The organism is Pseudooceanicola sp. (assembly GCF_041987405.1).
GTDB lineage: Bacteria > Pseudomonadota > Alphaproteobacteria > Rhodobacterales > Rhodobacteraceae > Pseudooceanicola.
This window is the reverse complement of record NZ_JBHIWR010000005.1, coordinates 67,580-87,442: the sequence shown is the minus strand read 5'-3', so window position 1 is coordinate 87,442 and position 19,863 is coordinate 67,580. Positions and strand designations below refer to the sequence as shown.

Here is a 19,863-nt window from a genome sequence, read left to right as displayed (position 1 = left end):
GCCCGATTCCAGCCGACGGCAACTCTGGCGTCGGCGGTGAAATGGCAGGCAGAGGCGCCGACTGTCCGCCCAATAATGCGGCAACGCGGGCAATTCACGCAAAAATCAGCCCATTAATTGTGCAGATACATCTTTGACCATCAGGATTTCGCCGAAAAAATTCCGTCCGACCGTCAAAGCGGATTTCGTGTGGCCAGCCCATGAAGGGGCGAAAAGAAAGCGCGCGACGGAATACCATTCGCCAGTCCGGTCTCCGCCACGCGCAAGCAACATTGCTGTCGCTGACAGGCATGTAGGTGGGGAGGAGGCATTTTGCAATCCGGCCCCGTGCCCGATGCGACTGACACCAAAGGGGACTAATCCATGTCGCATTTCCTGAAATCCATGCTCGGCGCGGCGGCCGGTTCGCTGATGCTCAGCACCGCCGCCGTTGCTGCGGACGACACCATCAAGGTCGGCGTCCTGCACTCGCTCTCCGGGACGATGGCGATTTCCGAAACCACGCTCAAGGACACCATGCTGATGCTCATCGAAGAGCAGAACAAAAAAGGCGGTGTCATGGGCAAACAGCTGGAAGCCGTGGTCGTCGACCCCGCCTCCGACTGGCCGCTCTTTGCCGAAAAGGCGCGCGAGCTGCTGACCGTGTCCGAGGTCGACGTGATGTTCGGCTGCTGGACCTCCGTGTCCCGCAAATCCGTGCTGCCCGTCATCGAGGAACTGAACGGCCTGCTCTTCTACCCCGTCCAGTACGAGGGTGAAGAAAGCTCCAAGAACGTCTTCTACACCGGCGCCGCGCCGAACCAGCAGGCGATCCCGGCCACCGATTACTTCCTGGAAGAACTGGGCGTCGAAAAGTTCGCCCTGCTCGGCACCGACTACGTCTATCCGCGCACGACCAACAACATTCTTGAAAGCTACCTCAAGGACAAGGGCATCCCGGCAGAGGACATCTTCGTCAACTATACGCCCTTCGGTCAGTCCGACTGGTCCAAGATCGTCGCCGATGTGGTGGCCCTTGGTGCAGACGGCAAGAAGGTCGGCGTGATTTCCACCATCAACGGGGACGCGAACATCGGCTTCTACAAGGAACTGGCCGCGCAGGGCATCTCCGCCGAGGATATCCCGGTTGTCGCCTTCTCCGTCGGGGAAGAAGAGCTTTCCGGCCTCGACACCTCCAACCTCGTCGGCCACCTCGCTGCCTGGAACTACTTCCAGTCTGCCGAATCCGACGCCAATGCGGAGTTCATCGAGAAGTGGAAGGCCTTCGCCGGTGAAGACCGCGTGACCAACGACCCGATGGAAGCACATTACATCGGCTTCAACATGTGGGTGAACGCGGTTGAACAGGCCGGCACCACCGATGTCGACGCCGTGCGCGCAGCCATGTGGGGCCAGGAATACCCGAACCTGACCGGCGGCACCGCCGTCATGGGCACCAACCACCACCTGTCCAAGCCGGTGCTGATCGGTGAAATCCTCGAAGACGGTCAGTTCGACATCATCTCCGCCACCGATCCGGTGCCGGGCGATGCATGGACCGACTTCCTGCCGGAATCCGCAGTGCTCAAGTCCGATTGGAAAGAGCTGGAGTGCGGCATGTACAACACCGACACCTCCACCTGCGTCCAGATCGAATCCAACTACTGATCTGACAGCGGGGGCCGCCAGCGGCCCCCGACCGCACACGGGCGAGGGCCACCCAAGGCCCCGCCCATCCAGCCAATCAAGTCCGGTCTTCCCCCATGATCCTTCGCCTATTCGCGGCCCTGGCCCTATCGCTTGCGATGGCTGGCCCCGGCACCTCTCAGGATGCCGACGCGCCGATCCAGCAACTGCTGCAAGAGCATAGCGAGATCATCCAGTCGTCTTCGCGCCGCACGATCCAGCCCGCCATCGATGCCATCCGCGACAGCGGTCTCGGCGAAGCACAGCTGGTGCTGGAGAAATGGGCCGCACGCGAAATGTGGCTGGACGAGGCGACCGGTCTTTTCGTCTATGCCGAAGAGGTCAACCGCGACACCCTGCGCATCTTCGACTTTGCCACCGGCGAAGCGATCGGCGAGGTCCCGGACGAAACCTACGACCAGATCAAGCCGAACTCAGGCATCCGGGGGCTGATCGGCTCCGCCCTGGTGAAATTCCAGCTCTCCGACCCCGATCCGGAAAATCGCCTCGCCGCGCTCACCGCGCTGGAGCGCAACGGCAATGAAAGCCATCTGCCCGTCCTGCGCGACAGCATCGCCGACGAACCCGACGCCGCCATCAAGGCGCGCAAGGAGCGGATCGAGCGGCTGCTGACCATTTCCTACGGTGCCACGGCCGAAGAACGGATCGAAGCGATCTCCGCGTTCGAGGGCGACCTCGGCGTCGATGCCCGCGCCGCGCTCAACCCGCTGGTGGCCACGACACGCCGCGCCGCGACGGAGCTGCCGGAGAATATGAACATCGCCCGCGTGCTGCGCGTCGGCCGCGATCTAGAGCCGGAGGAAGCCTATGATCTGCTGGTCGCCGCCGACCTCGCCCCGGAACGGCTGACCCGGGATGCGCAGCGCCAGGCGCTGCAGGCCAATATCATCGAGGGCAAGGTCGGCGGCGTGCCGGTCAGCGCTCTCTTCGATCCGACAGTACGCGACACCGCCTATGCCGCCCTGGTCGACGCCGGCCTCGCCGAAGCCGCTGCCACCGAAGCGGATGTGGACCAATCCATCGCCGATCACGTCTTCTTCGAAACCTATGCGGAGCGGGACGAGGCCGTCACCACCGCTGCGCAGGAGGCCCTTAACGCGATCGAGCTCAAGGTCGGGATGAACCAGTTTTTCGACCTGTCGCTCGACGCGCTCTCGCTCGCCTCGATCTACTTTCTGGCCGCCATCGGCCTCGCCATCACCTTCGGCGTGATGGGGGTGATCAACATGGCCCATGGGGAGTTCATCATGATGGGCGCCTATACCGGCTACGTGATCCAGCAGGTCATCCCGAACTACACCGTGTCGATCCTCGTTGCGATCCCGGTGGCCTTTGCCGTGACCTTCGCCGCCGGCGTGGCGATGGAGCGGCTGGTGATCCGCTGGCTCTATTCCCGCCCGCTGGAAACCCTGCTGGCCACCTTCGGCATCTCCATCGCGCTGCAGCAGATCGCCAAGAACGTCTTTGGCACCCAGGCCCGCCCGCTGACCTCTCCGGGTTGGCTGGACGGGGCCTGGATCATGAACGACGTGGTCTCAATCAGCTACATCCGCATCGCGATCTTTGTTCTGGCGCTGATCTTCCTCGCCTTCTTCCTCTTCCTGATGAAGAAGACCCGCCTCGGGCTCGAAACCCGCGCCGTGACGCAGAACCCGAAAATGGCAGCCTCCATGGGCATCAACCCCGACCGGGTGAACATGCTGACCTTTGGCCTCGGCTCCGGCATTGCGGGCATTGCGGGCGTCGCCATCGGCCTCTACGCCAAGGTGACCTCGGAGCTTGGTTCCGACTACATCGTGCAAAGCTTCATGACCGTGGTTGTCGGCGGTGTCGGCAATATCTGGGGCACGCTTCTGGGCGCGACCATGATCGGCTTCCTGCAGAAGGGGATCGAATGGCTGAACCCGTCCAATACGCTGGCGGCCCAGACCTACATGATCGTCTTCATCATCATCTTCATCCAGTTCCGGCCGCGCGGCATCATCGCGCTCAAGGGCCGCGCGGCGGGGGATTGAACCGATGTATGGTTTTCGTCTCCCCGCTCTCACCTCTCCCCGCCCGCTGGTCCCCGAACGGGCCGCAGGACGTACAGACAAGAATACCGACGTGATACCGACGCAATACCGACGTGACACCGACGTGGATTTCGCCCCCGTCGCCCCCCGGACAAGAGGCCGCGCATGACCCGCCCCTTCCTCCTCAGAAATCCGTCAATCCTGATCTTTCTGGCCCTGCTGGCGATCTTCACCCTGGCCGTGACCCTCATGTCCGAGGCCTTCGGCGCCGACATGATATCCACCAGCTTCGTCAAGACCTTAGGGAAAACGCTCTGCCTCTGCCTCGTGGCCCTCGCCATGGATCTGGTCTGGGGGTACTGCGGCATCCTCAGCCTCGGCCATTTCGCCTTCTTCGGTCTGGGCGGCTACATGATCGGCATGTGGCTGATGTACGCGAGAACCGAAATTATCGTTGCGGAATCAATGGCCAACGCCGCCATCCCGCCCACAGAACAGGAGGTCGTCGACGCCATCGGCACCCAGATCTTCGGCGTTGTGGGCTCGTCGGATTTCCCGTTGATCTGGTATTTCGCCGCCTCGCTGCCGGCGCAGCTGCTGCTGGTCGTACTGGTCCCGGGCCTTCTGGCGCTGATCTTCGGCTGGCTCGCCTTCCGCTCGCGCGTCACCGGCGTCTACCTGTCGATCCTGACCCAGGCGATGACGCTGGCCCTCTCGCTTTACCTCTTCCAGAACGAAAGTGGTCTGCGCGGCAACAACGGCCTGTCGGGCCTGCAGAACCTGCCGGGCGTGACCGCGTCGCAGGCGGTGGTGTCGGTCTGGTTCCTCTGGGCCTCCGCGCTGGCGCTCGGCATCGGCTATGTCGTCTCGGCCTGGGTTGTCTCGGGCAAATTCGGCTCGGTCATTCGCGGCATCCGCGATGACGAGGCGCGGGTGCGGTTCCTGGGGTATTCGGTGGAGGGGTACAAGCTCTTCATCTTCACCTTCACCGCCATCATCGCCGCTATTGCGGGGGCGCTCTATTACCCCCAGGCGGGGATCATCAACCCGGGCGAAGTCGCGCCGATCGCCTCGATCTACCTCGCGGTCTGGGTCGCCATCGGGGGCCGCGGGCGGCTTTATGGCGCGGTCATCGGGGCGGCGCTGGTCTCCCTCGTCTCGACCTGGTTCACCGGCGGGCAGGTGCCCTCCATCCCGCTCGGCTTCTATACGGTCGACTGGGTCGATTGGTGGCTCGTCCTGCTCGGTCTCTCCTTCGTGCTGGTCACGCTCTTTGCCCCCAAGGGGATCGGCGGGCTGTTTGACCTGATCTCCGGACGCCTCGCCCCGAACCGCCACGGCGCGGATTACGGGCCCGACAAGGGCAGCCTGCAAGAAGAGGAGGGCCGGGGATGAGCACGCTTCTCGAGGTCTCCGGCGTCTCCGTCACCTTTGACGGCTACAAGGCCATCCGGAACCTGTCCTTCCAGATCGGCGACGCGGAACTCCGCGCCATCATCGGGCCGAACGGCGCGGGCAAAACCACCTTCATGGATATCGTCACCGGCAAGACGCGCCCCGACGAGGGCCGCGTGATCTGGGGCGAACGCTCCGTCAACCTGCTCAAGATGAACGAAGCCAAAATCGCGCAGGAGGGCATCGGGCGCAAGTTCCAGCGCCCCACGGTCTTTGAGGATCAGACGGTGCATGCCAACCTGCTGATGGCGGTGCGCAACCCGCGTGGCGCCTTCCCCTGCCTTTTCTATCGCCCGTCCCGCCCGGATCAGACAAGGGTCGAGGAACTGGCGGAGGAGGTCGGCCTGTCCGACCAGCTGAACCGTAAGTCGGGCGAGCTGAGCCATGGGCAGAAGCAATGGCTGGAGATCGGTATGCTGCTGGCGCAGGAGCCGCGGCTGCTGCTGGTCGACGAACCTGCCGCCGGAATGACGCTGGCCGAACGCGAACACACAACCGACCTGCTGAAAGAGGCGGCCAGGACACGCGCCGTTGTCGTGGTGGAACATGACATGGAGTTTGTCCGTCGCCTGGAGTGCAAGGTCACCGTCCTGCACGAAGGCTCGGTCCTGGCCGAGGGCTCGCTCGACCATGTGACCAAGAACCCGCAGGTCATCGAAGTTTATCTGGGGCGCTAGATCATGCTGGATATCAAGGGGTTGACCCTCCACTACGGCCAAAGCCAGATCCTCCACGACATCGACCTCGCGGCGGAGACCGGCAAGGTGACCTGCATCATGGGCACCAACGGGGTGGGCAAGACCTCGCTCCTCAAGGCGATTTCGGGGACCCATCCCCGATCCGGCGGCACGATGGCGCTGGATGGCGAGGACCTGGGCCGGATGCCTGCCCATACCCTAGCCCACAAGGGGATCGGCTATGTGCCGCAAGGCCGGATGATCTTTCCACTGCTGACGGTGGAGGAGAACATGCAGACGGCCTATGCCTGCCTGCCGCGCTCCGAACACCACATCCCGGATGAGATCTTCGAGCTCTTTCCGATCCTGAAGGACTTCCTGCACCGGCGGGGCGGTGACCTCTCGGGCGGGCAGCAGCAACAGCTGGCCATCGCGCGGGCCATGATCACCAAGCCGAAGCTCCTGCTGCTGGACGAGCCGACGGAGGGCATTCAGCCCAACATCATCCAGCAGATCGGCCGCGTGATCGAATACCTGCGCGACAGGGGGGACATGGCGATCATCCTGGTGGAGCAGTATTTCGAATTTGCCTATGCCTTGGCTGATAGCTTCTACGTCATGCGGCGCGGGGCGGTGACGACCTCCGGCGGCAAGGCGGAATTGACCAAGGATCAGCTGATGGCGGAAGTGTCGGTATAAGGCCGCGCCTGGCTACGGTTTCCGTAGGATGGGTGCTCTGCACCCATCTCTCCTCCGGTTGCATGGGGGCAGAGCACCCATCCTACATCTTATGGATTACGGGCGCGGGACCGCACCTTTGCCCGTCAGCCCAGGCCGACAAAGCTCAGGATTGCCAACACGATAACGACAAGGCCGACGATATAGATGATGCGGTTCATGGGGGTCTCCGTTCTCTCTGCGTCAGAGGACCAACGTCCCAGGCGCCGATTGGTTGCCCGAAAGCCTGGACGGATGTCGGCGCAGCAGGGGGGCACCCCGCCGCTCGAACCGGATCAGACCTCCATCCAGATCGTCACGGGCCCGTCATTGATTAACGAGACCTTCATGTCAGCCCCGAACTGACCGGTTTCCACCGGCACCCCCAGATCGCGCAGCGCCACGGCGAAATGCTCATAGTGCCGCTTGCCCTCCTCCGGCGCGGCGGCGGTCGAGAAGCCGGGCCGGTTCCCGCGCGAAGTATCGGCCGACAGCGTGAACTGCGACACCACCAGGGCCGATCCGCCGATATCCAATACCGACCGGTTCATCTTGCCTGCGTCGTCATGGAAAATCCGGCATTTCGAGATCTTGGCGGCCAGCGCCTCCGCATCGGCCTCCGTATCGCCGCGCATCGCGCAGACGAGGATCATCAAACCCGGCCCGCATTGCCCGATCACCGCGCCGTCGACACGCACCTGCGCCTCGCTCACCCGTTGCAGCAGCGCGCGCATCAGCCTCGGATCTCCATGATCTCCGACAGATCGGCCCGTTCCGTGCGGAACGCGTTGGCGGGGTGGTCGGGGTCTTCGTAGCCAAAGGTGATGGCGCAGAGGATCAGCCGGTCTTCGGGGATCCCCAGCACCTCCCGCACCACGCCAGAGTGGAAGGCCACCGCCGCCTGCGGCACCGTCGCCAGGCCAAGCGCCTGCGCGGCGAGGCAGAAGCTGAGCAGGAAGCCGCCGCTGTCCAGCGCGCCATAGGCCCCCAGTTCGCGCCCCGAGGTCAGGATCGCCGTATGCGGTGCGCCGAAAAGGCGGAAGTTCTCCAGCGCCTGCCGGGCCGATCCCGCACGGTCGCCCTTTTCCACGCCGACCGCATCATAAAGCTGCCAGCCGCAGGTGCGCCGACGGTCGCGATGCGCCCCGGAATAGCCTTCGGGCCCCGGCACGTCCGGGCTCTCCGGCCGCGTCGTGGCCGCCTCCACCAGCGCGCTGCGCAGCCGTTCCGTCTCCGCGCCGCGCGTGACGATCACCTGCCAGGGCTGGGCATTGCACCAGGAGGGCGCGCGGCCCGCCGCGGTCGCCACCTGCGCGATCAGATCCTCCGGCACCTCTTTTTCCAGAAATCCCCGGCAGGAGTGACGGGCCGTCAGCAGGCCCATCAAGGTCTCAAAATCGCTCATCTCAGCCCCCGTTCTGCGCGTAGAAATAACCGACCACCCCGGCCACGATCAGGCCCAGCACCACGGCAAAACCGATCTTCCAGGCCGACCAGGGCCGCTCGCCCTGCACCCGGCCCGTGCGCCCGTTGACGACAAAGCGATAGGTCTTGCCCCGAAACTTGTAGGCGGCCATCCAGACCGGAAGCAGGATATGCTTGAAGGTCACATCCGACACCTGCGTCTGGATGTCATGCACGCGCTGCCGGTCGCCGCCGATGTCGAAACGGACATCCCGGTCGATGGTCCTGTCCATGATCGCCCGGGCCTCGGCATAGCCGTCCGACAGTTCGACCTGATACCCCTCGGCCCGGAACCCGGCCAGAAACTCCGGCGCATAGGGTTTCAGCTCCGACAGGTCCCAGGGTTCCAGCGCGTCGGTGTAGGTCTTGGGCAGGGATTTCGAGGCCAGCACCAGCACATCGTCAAAGAACCGCGCCACCCGGCCCGAAGCCGGCCGCCAGCGGATCTTCTGGCGCTGCACCTGTTCCCGCTTGCCATCCCGCATGACGGTTTCAGTGACGTAATAGACCGTGCCGCGCTCGCCCCGGTAGCTCGATTTGGTATCGGCGTCGAAGGTCCAGTAGGGCACGTAGATCCCGTCCATCTTGCGCCCCTTGCGGGCGTAATCCTTCAACCCGTTCGGTGCGAACCACAGCCGACTCAGCCACTGTGCCATGGCGTCATGCGCCTCCGGTTCGTTCAGCGCGAAGGGCAGGACACCGCGCGGCTTGATATGGCGGTGCGTGCCGGTGTCGGTGACAACGGGGGTGGCGCAGAAGGGGCATTCCTTGGCGTGCGTATTTGCGTCGAACTCCACCTGCGCGCCGCAGTTGGGGCATTTGGAAACCCGGGTCTCCTCGATCTCCGCCTCCGGCAGGCGTGCCTCGATAGCGGCGCGGAAATCCAGCTCCGGAATGCCGCCCGTGGGCCGCTCTTCTTCGGCGAGGGGCTCCGAATGGCCGCAATGGTCGCAGATCAGCTGGCCTTGGGCGGGGGCGAAACGATAATCGGCGCCGCATTGGGGGCAGGGGAAACGATGCTCTTCGGTCATGAACGGGTCCCGGTTGATGCAGGGCCAAGCTAGTGTGCATGGCGGCGGAGGAAAACCGTGATTTCGGTTGTTGTTTTGCCTGAACGCCACACCATGCACCCCGTCGTCCTCGGGCTTGACCCGAGGATCTCCAGCCACAGGCGGCGCGGGGTGGGGGGAGATCCTCTGATCAAGTCAGGGGAAGACGCCGTTCCGTATGGCACCCCGTATCACCGCGCCTTCACGCGATGTTCGAAACTCACCATCTGCGCGACCTCCCGCATGGTGGCCGTGGTGAACCGCAGCACATGACAGAACAGCCGCTCTTCCCCCTCCGCCAGCACATACCGGCCCGAAACGGAGCCGCTTTTGCCATGGGTCACCACCTGATCCACCTCGATCCGCACCGGGGCCTTGGCCCGTTGCAACGCCCGGAGGATAGCCTTGCGCCCGGTGACCGCGCCGCCGGGCCGTTCCCAGACCGCGTTTTCGGCCAGCAGGTCGGAATCAAGCGTACCGGCCCCCATGAGGGCCAGCGCGATATCCTGCGCCCGGGCGTTCTTTGGCGAGTTCCCGCAATCGCCAGAAGTGGTGACCTCCGGGTCTTCAGGCATCACACCCCCGGCGGTGGCGGCGGCGGCATCACGGTGAAAAGCTGTGCCAGCTCCTGCACATCCTCGGCCCGCTTCCAGCCATCCTGACCGGCGGTCCAGACCATCGTGTCACGGGTCAGCCCACCCTCGGTCACCATCCGGCCCAATCGAGCCTTGGAGAAAGGGCCCGTGGTCTGGCCGTTCTCGGCGATATGCCAGACGTGTTCGACCGGCGGGGGAGGCGGCGGCGGGGCGGTGTGAGGCCCCGGCGCGGGGGCCGGGGTGTGCCCTTGTTGCGGGCGTGCGCCCCAGGGGCCAGTCTGCGACAGCTGGTTGGCCATCGCCATGCCCATCCCCATGCCAAGGCCCGCGCCCATGCCGCCATCCCCGCCGGGGTTGGAGGCGGCCTTGCTCATCGCCTCGGCAGCGGAGAACTGCGTGTAGCGGCCCAGATCGCCGACGATGCCCATGGAGGTCCGCTTGTCCAGCACCTCCTCCACCGCGGGCGGCAGGGAGATGTTTTCGATATAAAGCTCCGGCAGCTCCATCCCGTACTCGGCGATGGTGGCGCTGATCTCCTTCGCGACCAGCTTGCCCAGATCGGCGGTGTTGGCGGCCATGTCCAGCACCGGAATGCCGGACCCCGCTACTACGCGGCTGAACTCCTGCACGATGATGTTGCGCACCTGGAAGCTGATCTCGTCCATGGTGAATTCGCCGTCCGTCCCGACGATTTCGGTCAGGAAGCGGCCCGGGTCGGTGACGCGGATCGAATACGTCCCGAAAGCGCGCAGTCGGACCGGCCCGAACTCCGGATCGCGGGCCATGATCGGGTTCTTGGTGCCCCACTTGAGGTCGGTGAAGCGGTTGGTGGAGACGAAGTAGATCTCCGACTTGAAGGGCGATTTGAACCCGTGGTCCCAGTGCTGGAGCGAGGTCATGATCGGCATGTTGTTCGTCTCAAGCATGTAGAGCCCGGGCGTGAACACATCCGCCAACTGCCCCTCATGGACAAAGACCGCCGCCTGACCCTCGCGCACTGTCAGCTTGGCGCCATACTTGATCTCGTGCCCCTCGCGCTCGAACCGCCAGACCAGCGTGTCGCGCGTGTCATCCGTCCAGTGGATGACGTCGATGAACTGTCCGCTCAGGAAATCCAGAATACCCATGTCAAAATCCTTTTCTCAACTCTCGCCGCCCTTCAGCTCCCGTGCCATGCGCAACACGATCGGCCGCGCCTCCTCCGCGCTCATCCCGATCCGCAGGCGCGGGTCGTAGAGCATTTTCAGCAGCATCTCGTCATGGCTGGTCAGCAGGGCGAATTCGTCGTCGTCGTTGAAGATCGACGGCCGCGCCCTTGGGCTGTCATTGGCCAGGCCCAGCCCCTGCGCCATTTCCTCGTGATAGCAGCTGCGGCGGACAAGATCGGGGTGTTCGGCGCGGACCAGGGCGATCGCCTCGCCATAGCCTTCGGTGCTGTCGTCCTTGGAAAAGGCCACGACCAGACAATGGATCGCCTTGGGCAGGCGCTGGAAGATCCCCAAGGAGGTTGCAGAGATATCCGGCACGATCTCCTTCACCCGCCGCACGACCTCGGGCCGGTCATCCTCGCCCATCACCAGAACATGGAAGTTGGCCCCGGCAGTGGAAAGGCTGATCGGATGCCCCGTTACGCGGTTCAGCCGTGCGGTGTAGTCGCGGATCGTCGCCATATCCTCCCGCCGGATGTCGTCCGGGACGGAGTCGCCGAATTCCACCGCGATCCGCACCGGGTCGGGCCAGCGGCGCAACCGCGCTGCGCTGTCGCGCGCGCCACGCAACCCGCCGCCCCGGACGTATTCGTCGTAAAAGACGATCTGCTCGAAATTCCGCGCCAGATCGACGGCCGAATAGGGCGTGTCCGGCCCGCCGCCATCGCGGCGCAGCAGACCCTGGGCCAGCAGATCCGCCTGGAAACTCGCGTAGTACCGGCTCAGCGCCTGGCTTGCCTCCGACGGTCCGGCCTCCGCCACGACAGCAGCCCCCGCCGGGCGCGCCTGCGGCTTGAGAGACACCGGGGTCTCCGTCCACTGGCATCCCGCCAGGGCGACCAGAGCCGCCAGCGCGGGCCATAGGCAATACCGCAATTTCACCAGCCGCCCTCCCCGGACGTGATCAGTTTTTGGGGACCGCCGTCGCGACATTGTCGCCGGTCCCGTCCGCCCGTGCCTTGGCCGACGCCAGCGTGTCGCGCAGCTCGGCCTCCATCTTTTTCAGGTCCTCTTCCGCCGCGACGCGCTTGGCCTTGCCTTCGTCCGCGATCTGCAGGCTTTCCTCGATCGTGCCGATCAGGTCCGCATTGGCCTGTTTCACGGCCTCGATGTCAAAGACCCCGCGCTCCATCTCCTGCCGGATCATCCTGTTGCTGTCGCGCAGGTTCTTGGCGTTGGAGGTCAAGAGCTCGTTCGTCAGGTCATTGGCGTCGCGCACCGCCGCCGCCGCCTCGGCCGAGCGCTGGATGGTGACAGCCTGCGCCAGCTGCGTTTCCCACAGCGGCACGGTGTTGACGAGGGTCGAGTTGATCTTGGTGACCAGCGACTTGTCATTCTCCTGCACCAGCCGGATCGAAGGCAGGGACTGCATCGTCACCTGCCGCGTCAGCTTCAGGTCATGCACGCGCCGTTCCAGGTCGTCCCGCGCGGCGCGGATATCCCGCAGCTCCTGCGCCTTCATCACCTGATCGCCCTCGGGCGACGCGTTGACCTCGGCTTCCTTGGCCGGGATCTCCGTCTCGTCCAGACGCTTCAGCTTTTCCTCGCCTGCGGCGATGTAGAGCGCCAGCTCGTCGTAGAAATCCAGCGTCTTTTCATAGAGCATATCAAGCGACTTGATGTCCTTGAGCAGCGTATGCTCATGGCTCAGCAGCTCTTCGGTGATCCGGTCGATCTGGTCCTGCACCTCTTCGAACTTCGCGGTGAACTTGGCAAAGGGCGCGGCGCGGCCCAGGAGTTTCTCCCAGAAGGTCCGCTCGCGCCGCACGTCCAACTCGCTGACCGAAAAGCCGCGGATCGTCGTCACGATATTGCGCAGGCTGTCGCCGGCAGGCCCGACGTCCTTGTTGCGCACATCCGCCAGCATGGCCTGGGAAATCGTCTGCAACTCCGCCTGCGCGCCCGAGCCAAACCGAACGATCGACCCGGTGTCGCCCATGTCGAGCTCGCCAATCCGCTTCTCGATCTCGGCGCTTGTCGGTTCATCCGCCTCGGCCAGGGGCACCAGCGCATCATGGGCTTTCGGTTCTGGCAGGACGACCGCCGTCACCTCTTCGACCTGCTTGAGGGTTTCCGCCGCCTTGGCGCGAATGTTTTCCGACATCAATTCACTCCACTATTGCGGGCGGACGCCCTCACGCTGCAGCCTCTCGCGCAGCACCTCTATTTCCACCGTCATGTCTCCGGCGTCATCGGACAAGAGCCTGTCCGTCCGGGCCGCAAAATTCTGCTCAAGATCCGTCAGCAATGCCTCGTAATCCGACCGCGCCTTGGGGTCACGACTGCGGCTGTAGTGATCCGCGAACTTGACGGTCGCGTCCCGCGCGCCCTGCAGGTAGATGCCCAGATACTTGCGCGCCGCCGACAGATCGCGCGGATCATTCTCCACCGTCCGGAACAGGTCGCGCGCCACGCCCGCGAACCGCTCCACCCGCGCCTCCAGATGCCGGTCGTGGGAGCGTTTGATGGCCTCGGCCATGGCGTTCAGATTTGCCTCCCCCCGGTCCACAGCGCGGGCCACACGGTCGGTCTGATGCAGGTCGACGCCGTCCATCCCCTTGTCACGCAACGGGTCGAGGCCAAAGGCCATGCCGTGCAGCGCAACGCCGAGGACAGCGAAGATCCCCGCCTCGATCACCCCGTGACCGGCAAACCCGACCAGCCCGAGGCCCAGCCCCGTCAGGGCGGAGGCCAGCATCTTGCGCGGCAGGGCCGGGCGACGGGCGACCTTGCGGGCGTCATAGGCCTCCTCCGCCTTGATCCCCTCGCGGGTCAGCCAGGCGGCCAGGATCAGCAGGCCGAAGGCGACGAGGTGCTGGGCCATGATGACCGGCGGCGACAGGAAGGCCTTCCAGGCCAGCGGGAAGGGGGCGAGGAACAGCAGGTTCACCCGCCCGCCCGCGCGCGACCGGCGGGCGCCGCGGAAATCGGATGTGGCTTCGATATGAGGGTCGGGAGCGCCCGATGCGCGTCCCTGGGGGCTGTGCTCTCCGCCGTACCGCTGTGCCATCACACCCCCGACGCCGTCAGCGTTGCATAGAGCATCAGGGCCACCAGCAGGAAAAAGGCCAGTTTCTGTAAACCGCTTCCGGTCATGCCACCCTCGTCATTTCGGCGTCCCGGTACATATAGGGAAGGCATACACCAATGCCATACCCCTGCAAAGCCTCAGTCCTTTTTCGGACGACGTCGGGTGAGCCGGGGTTTGCCCGTTTCCCAGGGCGCATCACTCCCCTTAGCTTTGCCGCGACCAGGTTTCGCATCCCGTTTTGCCGGTTTCGCAGCCCCAGCCCCCGCGCCGGGACCGCCCGCACCCCTTGCCCCGGCCCCCGCGCCGGGGCCTCCGGCGACCTTCGCACCACCCCGCTTGCCGCCCGGCGGGGTCCCGGCGCGGGGCCGGGACTCGGGACCGCCGCCCTTGCCTCGCTGTCGCGTCGGGCGCGGCTTGGCCGGGCCGTCTTCCGCCTCCAGCCCCAGTTGATCGCGCAGCACGCGCCGCCGCACCTCCTCCACCTCGCCAACGGGCAGGGGCCCCAACTGGAACGGGCCGTAGGAAATCCGGATCAGGCGGTTCACGCTCAGCCCGATGCTTTCCATCGCGCGGCGGATCTCGCGGTTCTTGCCCTCGCGGATGCCCACCGTCAGCCAGGCATTCGCCCCCTGCTGCCGGTCGAGCACCACCTGCATCGGCTGGAATTCTTCCTTGTTCAGCACGATCCCCTCGCGCAGGGGCTCCAGCGTGGCATCGGTCGGATTGCCCTTCACCCGCACACGGTAGCGCCGCAGCCAGCCGGTCGAGGGCAGTTCCAGGCGCCGCTTGAGCCCGCCGTCATTGGTCAGCAGCAAGAGCCCCTCGGAATTCAGGTCGAGCCGCCCGACTGACATCACCCGCGGCATGTCCTCGGGCAGGTCGTCGAATATCGTCGGCCGCCCCTGTTCGTCCTTGGCGGTGGTCACCAGCCCCGTCGGCTTATGATACAGCCAGAGCCGCGCCGGTTCCGGCGCATCCAGCGGCCGACCGTCGACCTCCACCCGGTCGCGCGCAGTGACGTTCAGCGCCGGGCTCTCGATGACCGTGCCATTCACCGACACGCGCCCCGCAACGATCATCTTCTCTGCATCCCGGCGCGAGGCCACGCCTGCCCGCGCCAGCACCTTGGCGATCCGGTCACCGGGGGGGGATTTTTTCGGTTTGGGGGCATCCTGGCTCATACCCCCGGCTTATCCGCTTTCCCGCGCTTGCGGAAGCGCGGATCGTGGGGCAGGGAAGTGGGATGAGCTTTACATCGCATATGTCCACCGCGCTGGAGGAGGCCCGCGCCGCCGCCGCCCGGGCCGAGGTGCCTGTGGGCGCCGTGCTGCTCGACCCGCAGGGGCAGGTCGTGGCGCGGGCGGGCAACCGGACCCGCGAACTCTCGGACCCCTCCGCCCATGCGGAGATGCTGGTGGTCCGGCAGGCCTGCGCCGCCGCCGGGTCAGAACGGCTGCCCGGTCATGTGCTCTATGTCACGCTGGAACCCTGCGCCATGTGCGCCGCCGCCATCGCCGCCGCGCGGATCGCGCGACTGGTCTATGGGGCCGAGGACCCGAAATCCGGCGGCGTGGCCCACGGCGCGCGGGTCTTTTCGCATCCGCAGGCGCACCACCGGCCCGAGGTACTGGACGGCATCTGCGCCGAGGAGGCCGAGGCGCTGTTGAAGGTGTTCTTCGCGCGGCGGAGACAGCCGGGGGCGCTGCCCCCGGACCCCCGAGATACTTGAGGCAAAAAGAAAGACGGGCGCCCGGCGTTTCTTTTTGCCGGAAGTATCTTGGGGGGAGCGCGCAGCGCGGGGGGGCAAGGCCCCCTTACTTCAGAACGTCTGGTCGTAGTCGCCGACGCCGGGTTCGGTGCGGATCACATCGTCGATCTCCTTGAAGATCGCGCGCAACTCCTCCTCCGAGTCGGAGCTTTCGCAGACCACAACGAGGTTCGGCGTGTTCGAAGAGGCCCGCACCAGACCCCAGGATCCGTTGTCTAGGATCACTCGAGCGCCGTTCACCGTCACGACCTCCTTGATCGCACGGCCCGCGAAAGTCTCGCCTGCCTCGCCCTTGGCGACCAGTTTTTCAACCAGCCGGTCGAGAATGTCGTATTTCTCCGTATCCGCCGCATAAGGGGACATCGTCGGTGTCGACCAGGTCTTGGGGAGGGCCTTGCGCAGGTCCGACATGGTCTTGTCGGGGTTGCGGTCCATCAGTTTGCAGATCTCCACCGCCACGCGCATCCCGTCGTCGTAGCCGCGCCCGACGGGGTCGGCCATGAAGTAGTGGCCCGATTTTTCGAAGCCCGCCAGCGCGCCAAGTTCGTGCACGCGGCGCTTCATGTGGCTGTGGCCGGTTTTCCAGTAGTCGGCCTTCACGCCATTGGCGATCAGTTCGGGGTCCGACGCGAAGAGGCCGGTGGATTTCACATCCGCCACGAAGGTCGAACCCGGATAGAGTTTGCTGAGATCGCGGGCCATTATCACGCCCACCTTGTCGGCAAAGATCTCCTCCCCCTCGTCGTCCACCACGCCGCAGCGGTCGCCGTCGCCGTCAAAGCCAAGTGCGAAATCCGCGCCAGAGGCTTTCACGCTGTCCGACATGTCGTGCAGCATCTCCATCGCTTCGGGGTTCGGGTTGTAGTTCGGGAAGGTGTAGTCGAGCGTGTTGTGGCTTTCGACCACCTCCACCCCGATCCGGCGGAAGAGTTCGGGGGCAAAGGCGCAGGCGGTGCCGTTGCCGGTGGCACAGACGACCTTGAGCTTGCGGGACATTTTGAAATCCCCCACGAGGTCGTCCATATAAGCATCCCAGACGCCGTCGACGAACTCATACGAGCCGCCCTCGCGCGCCTCGCCCTTGTCCTCCAGCACGATGTCCTTCAGCTCTGCCATCTCGTCCGGGCCATGGGTCAGGGGCATGTCGAAGCCCATCTTAACCCCGGTCCAGCCGTTCGGGTTGTGCGAGGCGGTGACCATCGCCACCGCGCAGCCGCCGAGGTGGAAGCTGCTGAAATAGGCCATGGGGGTGATGCAGGGGCCGATGTCCTTGACCTGGATGCCCGCGCGCATCAGCCCGAGGATCAGCGCGTTCTTGATAGTCAGCGAATAGTCGCGATAGTCGTTGCCGACCGCGATAACCGGCTTCAGCCCGCGTTTCATCATCTGTGTGCCGAGGCCCAGGCCCAGGGCCGTCATGCCGGGCAGGTTGATCTCCTCGGGGTATTTCCAGCGCGCGTCGTATTCGCGAAAGCCCGTCGGCTTGATCATCGGGTCGCGCAGGAATTCCCATGAGTTGGGGGTCACGTCGGCAATCGGTTTGGTCACGTCAATCTCACTTCTCTCTGTCAGGCACCCGCAGCAGGGTTGCCTCTTGGTCTTGTACAATCCGGGTCAGATCCACTCCGGGGGCGGGCCCCGGCGCTGCATCGGACGCCATTTTGGTACCGGCGCCCCGAAACTGGACGGGGTGCCGGGAAATTCATCGTCAACCCGACACCTGTTCCCGCAGGATAGAGGCGGTGAGCGAGAACATCAGGTAGACGCCCGACAGGATAAGGAAAGCGAGCAGGGTGTTCTCGAACTTGCGCGGATAGCTCGGGTCTTCGGCGGCCACCGGGTTGACCGAGGTGGTCAGGTAGCGGACCTGGCGGTTCGCCTCCAGCTGGGTCTGCTTTTCGTTCTGCAGCGCCGATTGCAGGAAGAGATCCGCCGTCGCGAGGTCCGCCTGGGCCATCTGGATCCGCGCGGCCTTTTCGGCCAGGGAGGTCTCGCCCGTAGTGGCATCTGTCATCTTGGAGTTCAGCTCGTCCAGCAGCGCTTGCAACCGCCGGATGTCGCCGCGGGCCCCTTCGACCCGGCTCTGGTTCGGGCGGGCATTGTCGAGCAGGGCCTGCAGCTGCAGCTCCTTCTCCTGCAGCTGCACCTCGTAATTGTTGATCTGCTGGCGCAGCGACGCGATGTAGCCTTCGGGATCGACAAAGTTGTCTTCCTGCAGCTTCACCAGGGCCTCTTGCGCCTCGCGCCGGTCGATCTTGGCCTCTTCCAGGCTTTCCCGTGCGGTGCGCATGCTGTCCTCGCGCTTGCGGCGCGAGAGCTCGTCCACCCGGGCCTCGGCGAAGGTGATTAGGTGGCTGGCAAAGCCCGCGGCCACCTGCGGATCGGCGGCGGAAACCTCCATCCGGATCACCCCTTCGGAGGGGTCGTAGCTGATCTTCACGTATTTCTTGTAGACCTTGTAGGCCTCTTCATTGGTCGGATCGCTGCTCAGCCGCTGGATCGGGTCGATGGTCGGCTGGCTGAAATGGGCCTTGAACCCCATGTCATCGTCCAGCCGCACCATGGCGTCCTTAGATTGCAGATAGCTCTGCACCGCGATGGCGTCCTGATTGGTGGCGAACTGCGTGCCCTGCAACAGCCCGCCGATACCCGTTCCGCCTGCATTGTCGGCCTGCAGGATCAGAAACTCCGCCTTGGAGGCATACATCGGCGTTGCCACCGCATAGAAATAATAGGCGGCCAGCACCGTCGGGGCGAAGACGAAGAAGGCCAGCCGCGTGAACAGCAGCATGAGCCGCCGCCGCCGCCGCCGGGCGATATCGCGCTGGACTTCCATGATTTCCCGCGCGCGCCGGTCGGCCGGGTTGACCTCCGTCGAGGGCAGTTGCGCCTGATCCAGCGGGACGGTCCGCGGCAGGGTCTGTTGCGTTCTGGCCGGAAGGCCCGCCTCGCCCGTGCGGGCCTCGTCCCCGCCCGCCTGACCGCCGGAGCCGGGCACCACCAATTCCAGCATGTTGGTCGGTTTGAACGGGTCGATCCCCTTGGCGCGCAGCTGTCGTACCGCGTCATAGTCGGAGGTCGGGGCAAGCCCGTGCTTCTGCGCCACGCGCCGCGCCATGCGCAGCTGGCGACCGGTCAGCCCCTCCTGCTTGATCGCGTCCAGATCCGTTTCGGCTCGTACTTCGGTGGCGGACGACACCTCTCCGGACCGGGTCTGTGTCTGTGCCTCGCCTGCGGCGTTTCGGGTGACCTTGCCCTCTTTCAGCGCGGCCAGGGCTGCGGCGCGGCGGCGGGCGACATCGCTGCCTGCCCGGCCCGCCTCGGCGTGGTTCCCCTCAGCCGACGTTGCGCCGTCCTGCGACGCCTGATCCCGGGTGTCCTCCACGGCCTCCTCCCCGCTGTCGTCCTCAGCCTCGGGGCGGGTCTGGTCGGGTCCGGCGGTCCGCGTGATGCGGAACTTCCTAGCCTTGGGTTTCATAGTCATAGAGCTGTTTCGCTTCTTCCAAGGTGTCGAACATGTGCAGCTGGCCATCCATCAGCACGGCTGCCTCGCTCGCAAACTTCTGTAGCACATCCGGCTTGTGCGAGACGATCACAACCGTGGTCGTGCGCAGCCGTTCCTGAAGGATCTCCCCCGCCTTGCGGTTAAAGTCGACATCGGTCGACGACGGCATCCCTTCGTCGATCAGATACATGTCGAAATCCAGCGCCAGCATCAGCGAGAAGTGGAACCGCGCCCGCATTCCCGACGAATAGGTGCCGAGCGGCTGATCGAAATATTCGCCCAGCCCGCAGAGCCAGCGGCAGTAGGCCTCGATATAGTCCGGATCGAGGCCGTAGATCCGGGCGATGTAGCGCGAGTTTTCCATCGCGGAGTGTTTGGAGACCGTGCCACCCATGAACCCGAGCGGGAAGGAGATGCGGCAGCCGCGCCGAATTTCGCCCTCGTCGGGTTTTTCCAGCCCCGCCATCATGTTGATCAGCGTGGTCTTGCCCGTGCCGTTCGGCGCGAGAATGCCAAGCGACCGGCCAAGCTCCACCCGGAAGGAGACCTTGTCGAGGATCACCTTGCGTCTGGAGCCCGTCCAGAAGGACTTGCTGACATTCTCGAATTCGAGCATCGGCTCGCTCCGGGGTCTGCTCTTCCGCACGCCTTAGCGGAGCATGGTTAACGGCGTCTTTGTATTTTGGGCAATA

General features: G+C 64.9%; 18 protein-coding genes. 6 read left to right on the top strand and 12 right to left on the bottom strand.

The genetic code is table 11. The annotated features are described in order from the left end of the window. Nucleotides 1–363: 363 nt before the first annotated feature. The 5 genes from urtA (at nucleotide 364) to urtE (ending at nucleotide 6,532) form a co-directional block, all read left to right on the top strand. Complete coding sequence (gene urtA / locus ACFC2Y_RS13830) at nucleotides 364–1,647, top strand: urea ABC transporter substrate-binding protein (protein ID WP_375175621.1); 1,284 nt, start codon at nucleotides 364–366, stop codon at nucleotides 1,645–1,647. A gap of 95 nt (nucleotides 1,648–1,742) precedes the next feature. Then, the gene (urtB, locus tag ACFC2Y_RS13825) at nucleotides 1,743–3,701 is read left to right on the top strand and encodes an urea ABC transporter permease subunit UrtB (RefSeq protein WP_375175622.1); all 1,959 of its coding nucleotides are present in this window, start codon (nucleotides 1,743–1,745) and stop codon (nucleotides 3,699–3,701) included. Between the two features lie 165 nt (nucleotides 3,702–3,866). Continuing rightward, the gene (urtC, locus tag ACFC2Y_RS13820) at nucleotides 3,867–5,096 is read left to right on the top strand and encodes an urea ABC transporter permease subunit UrtC (RefSeq protein WP_375175623.1); all 1,230 of its coding nucleotides are present in this window, start codon (nucleotides 3,867–3,869) and stop codon (nucleotides 5,094–5,096) included. Further along, nucleotides 5,093–5,833, top strand: a complete 741-nt coding sequence (gene urtD, locus ACFC2Y_RS13815) for an urea ABC transporter ATP-binding protein UrtD (RefSeq protein WP_375175624.1) — start codon at nucleotides 5,093–5,095, stop codon at nucleotides 5,831–5,833. Before urtC ends, urtD begins: the two co-directional genes overlap by 4 nt. 3 nt (nucleotides 5,834–5,836) lie before the next feature. Continuing rightward, nucleotides 5,837–6,532, top strand: coding sequence for an urea ABC transporter ATP-binding subunit UrtE (gene urtE, locus ACFC2Y_RS13810; RefSeq protein WP_375175625.1), 696 nt, complete (start codon nucleotides 5,837–5,839; stop codon nucleotides 6,530–6,532). A 314-nt stretch (nucleotides 6,533–6,846) separates the two neighbouring features. Here the strand turns inward: urtE and dtd are convergent, their stop codons facing one another. From dtd to ACFC2Y_RS13765, 9 genes are all read right to left on the bottom strand, one after another. Continuing rightward, on the bottom strand, nucleotides 6,847–7,284 hold the full coding sequence (gene dtd / locus ACFC2Y_RS13805) for a D-aminoacyl-tRNA deacylase (RefSeq protein WP_375175626.1): 438 nt from the start codon (nucleotides 7,282–7,284) through the stop codon (nucleotides 6,847–6,849). Then, the gene (locus ACFC2Y_RS13800) at nucleotides 7,284–7,955 is read right to left on the bottom strand and encodes a nitroreductase (RefSeq protein ID WP_375175627.1); all 672 of its coding nucleotides are present in this window, start codon (nucleotides 7,953–7,955) and stop codon (nucleotides 7,284–7,286) included. Before ACFC2Y_RS13800 ends, dtd begins: the two co-directional genes overlap by 1 nt. A gap of 1 nt (nucleotide 7,956) precedes the next feature. Beyond that, a complete protein-coding gene (locus tag ACFC2Y_RS13795) occupies nucleotides 7,957–9,045 on the bottom strand; it encodes a TFIIB-type zinc finger domain-containing protein (protein WP_375175628.1) in 1,089 nt (362 codons plus the stop codon). Between the two features lie 209 nt (nucleotides 9,046–9,254). Then, nucleotides 9,255–9,638 (bottom strand): nuclear transport factor 2 family protein, encoded by a 384-nt coding sequence (locus tag ACFC2Y_RS13790; protein ID WP_375175629.1) that lies wholly within the window; start codon nucleotides 9,636–9,638, stop codon nucleotides 9,255–9,257. Further along, nucleotides 9,638–10,786, bottom strand: coding sequence for an SPFH domain-containing protein (locus ACFC2Y_RS13785; RefSeq protein WP_375175630.1), 1,149 nt, complete (start codon nucleotides 10,784–10,786; stop codon nucleotides 9,638–9,640). Before ACFC2Y_RS13785 ends, ACFC2Y_RS13790 begins: the two co-directional genes overlap by 1 nt. Before the next feature lie 15 nt (nucleotides 10,787–10,801). Beyond that, complete coding sequence (locus ACFC2Y_RS13780) at nucleotides 10,802–11,749, bottom strand: DUF2927 domain-containing protein (protein ID WP_375175631.1); 948 nt, start codon at nucleotides 11,747–11,749, stop codon at nucleotides 10,802–10,804. Between the two features lie 22 nt (nucleotides 11,750–11,771). Continuing rightward, the gene (locus tag ACFC2Y_RS13775; RefSeq protein WP_375175632.1) at nucleotides 11,772–12,971 is read right to left on the bottom strand and encodes a toxic anion resistance protein; all 1,200 of its coding nucleotides are present in this window, start codon (nucleotides 12,969–12,971) and stop codon (nucleotides 11,772–11,774) included. A gap of 12 nt (nucleotides 12,972–12,983) precedes the next feature. Further along, on the bottom strand, nucleotides 12,984–13,877 hold the full coding sequence (locus ACFC2Y_RS13770) for a 5-bromo-4-chloroindolyl phosphate hydrolysis family protein (RefSeq protein WP_375175633.1): 894 nt from the start codon (nucleotides 13,875–13,877) through the stop codon (nucleotides 12,984–12,986). 158 nt (nucleotides 13,878–14,035) lie between these two features. Next, nucleotides 14,036–15,079, bottom strand: coding sequence for a pseudouridine synthase (locus ACFC2Y_RS13765; RefSeq protein WP_375175634.1), 1,044 nt, complete (start codon nucleotides 15,077–15,079; stop codon nucleotides 14,036–14,038). Between the two features lie 62 nt (nucleotides 15,080–15,141). Here ACFC2Y_RS13765 and ACFC2Y_RS13760 point away from each other — a divergent pair, with 62 nt between their 5' ends. Next, complete coding sequence (locus ACFC2Y_RS13760; RefSeq protein ID WP_375175635.1) at nucleotides 15,142–15,627, top strand: nucleoside deaminase; 486 nt, start codon at nucleotides 15,142–15,144, stop codon at nucleotides 15,625–15,627. A gap of 90 nt (nucleotides 15,628–15,717) precedes the next feature. On the opposite strand, the gene ACFC2Y_RS13755 is transcribed toward ACFC2Y_RS13760, so the two are convergent. The 3 genes from ACFC2Y_RS13755 to ACFC2Y_RS13745 form a co-directional block, all read right to left on the bottom strand. After that, nucleotides 15,718–17,214: a phosphomannomutase/phosphoglucomutase gene (locus ACFC2Y_RS13755; RefSeq protein ID WP_375175636.1), complete on the bottom strand. Its 1,497-nt coding sequence runs from the start codon at nucleotides 17,212–17,214 to the stop codon at nucleotides 15,718–15,720. Nucleotides 17,215–17,374: 160 nt separating this feature from the next. After that, complete coding sequence (locus ACFC2Y_RS13750) at nucleotides 17,375–19,150, bottom strand: capsule biosynthesis protein (protein ID WP_375175637.1); 1,776 nt, start codon at nucleotides 19,148–19,150, stop codon at nucleotides 17,375–17,377. After that, nucleotides 19,128–19,787: an ABC transporter ATP-binding protein gene (locus ACFC2Y_RS13745; protein ID WP_375175638.1), complete on the bottom strand. Its 660-nt coding sequence runs from the start codon at nucleotides 19,785–19,787 to the stop codon at nucleotides 19,128–19,130. The genes ACFC2Y_RS13750 and ACFC2Y_RS13745 overlap by 23 nt, the downstream gene beginning before the upstream one ends. Nucleotides 19,788–19,863: the final 76 nt, after the last annotated feature.

Coding starts and splice junctions, on each gene's coding strand:
- urtA (WP_375175621.1), top strand. CDS start 364: ATGTCGCATTTCCTGAAATCCATGCTCGGCGCGGCGGCCGGTTCGCTG.
- urtB (WP_375175622.1), top strand. CDS start 1,743: ATGATCCTTCGCCTATTCGCGGCCCTGGCCCTATCGCTTGCGATGGCT.
- urtC (WP_375175623.1), top strand. CDS start 3,867: ATGACCCGCCCCTTCCTCCTCAGAAATCCGTCAATCCTGATCTTTCTG.
- urtD (WP_375175624.1), top strand. CDS start 5,093: ATGAGCACGCTTCTCGAGGTCTCCGGCGTCTCCGTCACCTTTGACGGC.
- urtE (WP_375175625.1), top strand. CDS start 5,837: ATGCTGGATATCAAGGGGTTGACCCTCCACTACGGCCAAAGCCAGATC.
- dtd (WP_375175626.1), bottom strand. CDS start 7,284: ATGCGCGCGCTGCTGCAACGGGTGAGCGAGGCGCAGGTGCGTGTCGAC.
- ACFC2Y_RS13800 (WP_375175627.1), bottom strand. CDS start 7,955: ATGAGCGATTTTGAGACCTTGATGGGCCTGCTGACGGCCCGTCACTCC.
- ACFC2Y_RS13795 (WP_375175628.1), bottom strand. CDS start 9,045: ATGACCGAAGAGCATCGTTTCCCCTGCCCCCAATGCGGCGCCGATTAT.
- ACFC2Y_RS13790 (WP_375175629.1), bottom strand. CDS start 9,638: ATGCCTGAAGACCCGGAGGTCACCACTTCTGGCGATTGCGGGAACTCG.
- ACFC2Y_RS13785 (WP_375175630.1), bottom strand. CDS start 10,786: ATGGGTATTCTGGATTTCCTGAGCGGACAGTTCATCGACGTCATCCAC.
- ACFC2Y_RS13775 (WP_375175632.1), bottom strand. CDS start 12,971: ATGTCGGAAAACATTCGCGCCAAGGCGGCGGAAACCCTCAAGCAGGTC.
- ACFC2Y_RS13770 (WP_375175633.1), bottom strand. CDS start 13,877: ATGGCACAGCGGTACGGCGGAGAGCACAGCCCCCAGGGACGCGCATCG.
- ACFC2Y_RS13765 (WP_375175634.1), bottom strand. CDS start 15,079: ATGAGCCAGGATGCCCCCAAACCGAAAAAATCCCCCCCCGGTGACCGG.
- ACFC2Y_RS13760 (WP_375175635.1), top strand. CDS start 15,142: ATGAGCTTTACATCGCATATGTCCACCGCGCTGGAGGAGGCCCGCGCC.
- ACFC2Y_RS13750 (WP_375175637.1), bottom strand. CDS start 19,150: ATGACTATGAAACCCAAGGCTAGGAAGTTCCGCATCACGCGGACCGCC.
- ACFC2Y_RS13745 (WP_375175638.1), bottom strand. CDS start 19,787: ATGCTCGAATTCGAGAATGTCAGCAAGTCCTTCTGGACGGGCTCCAGA.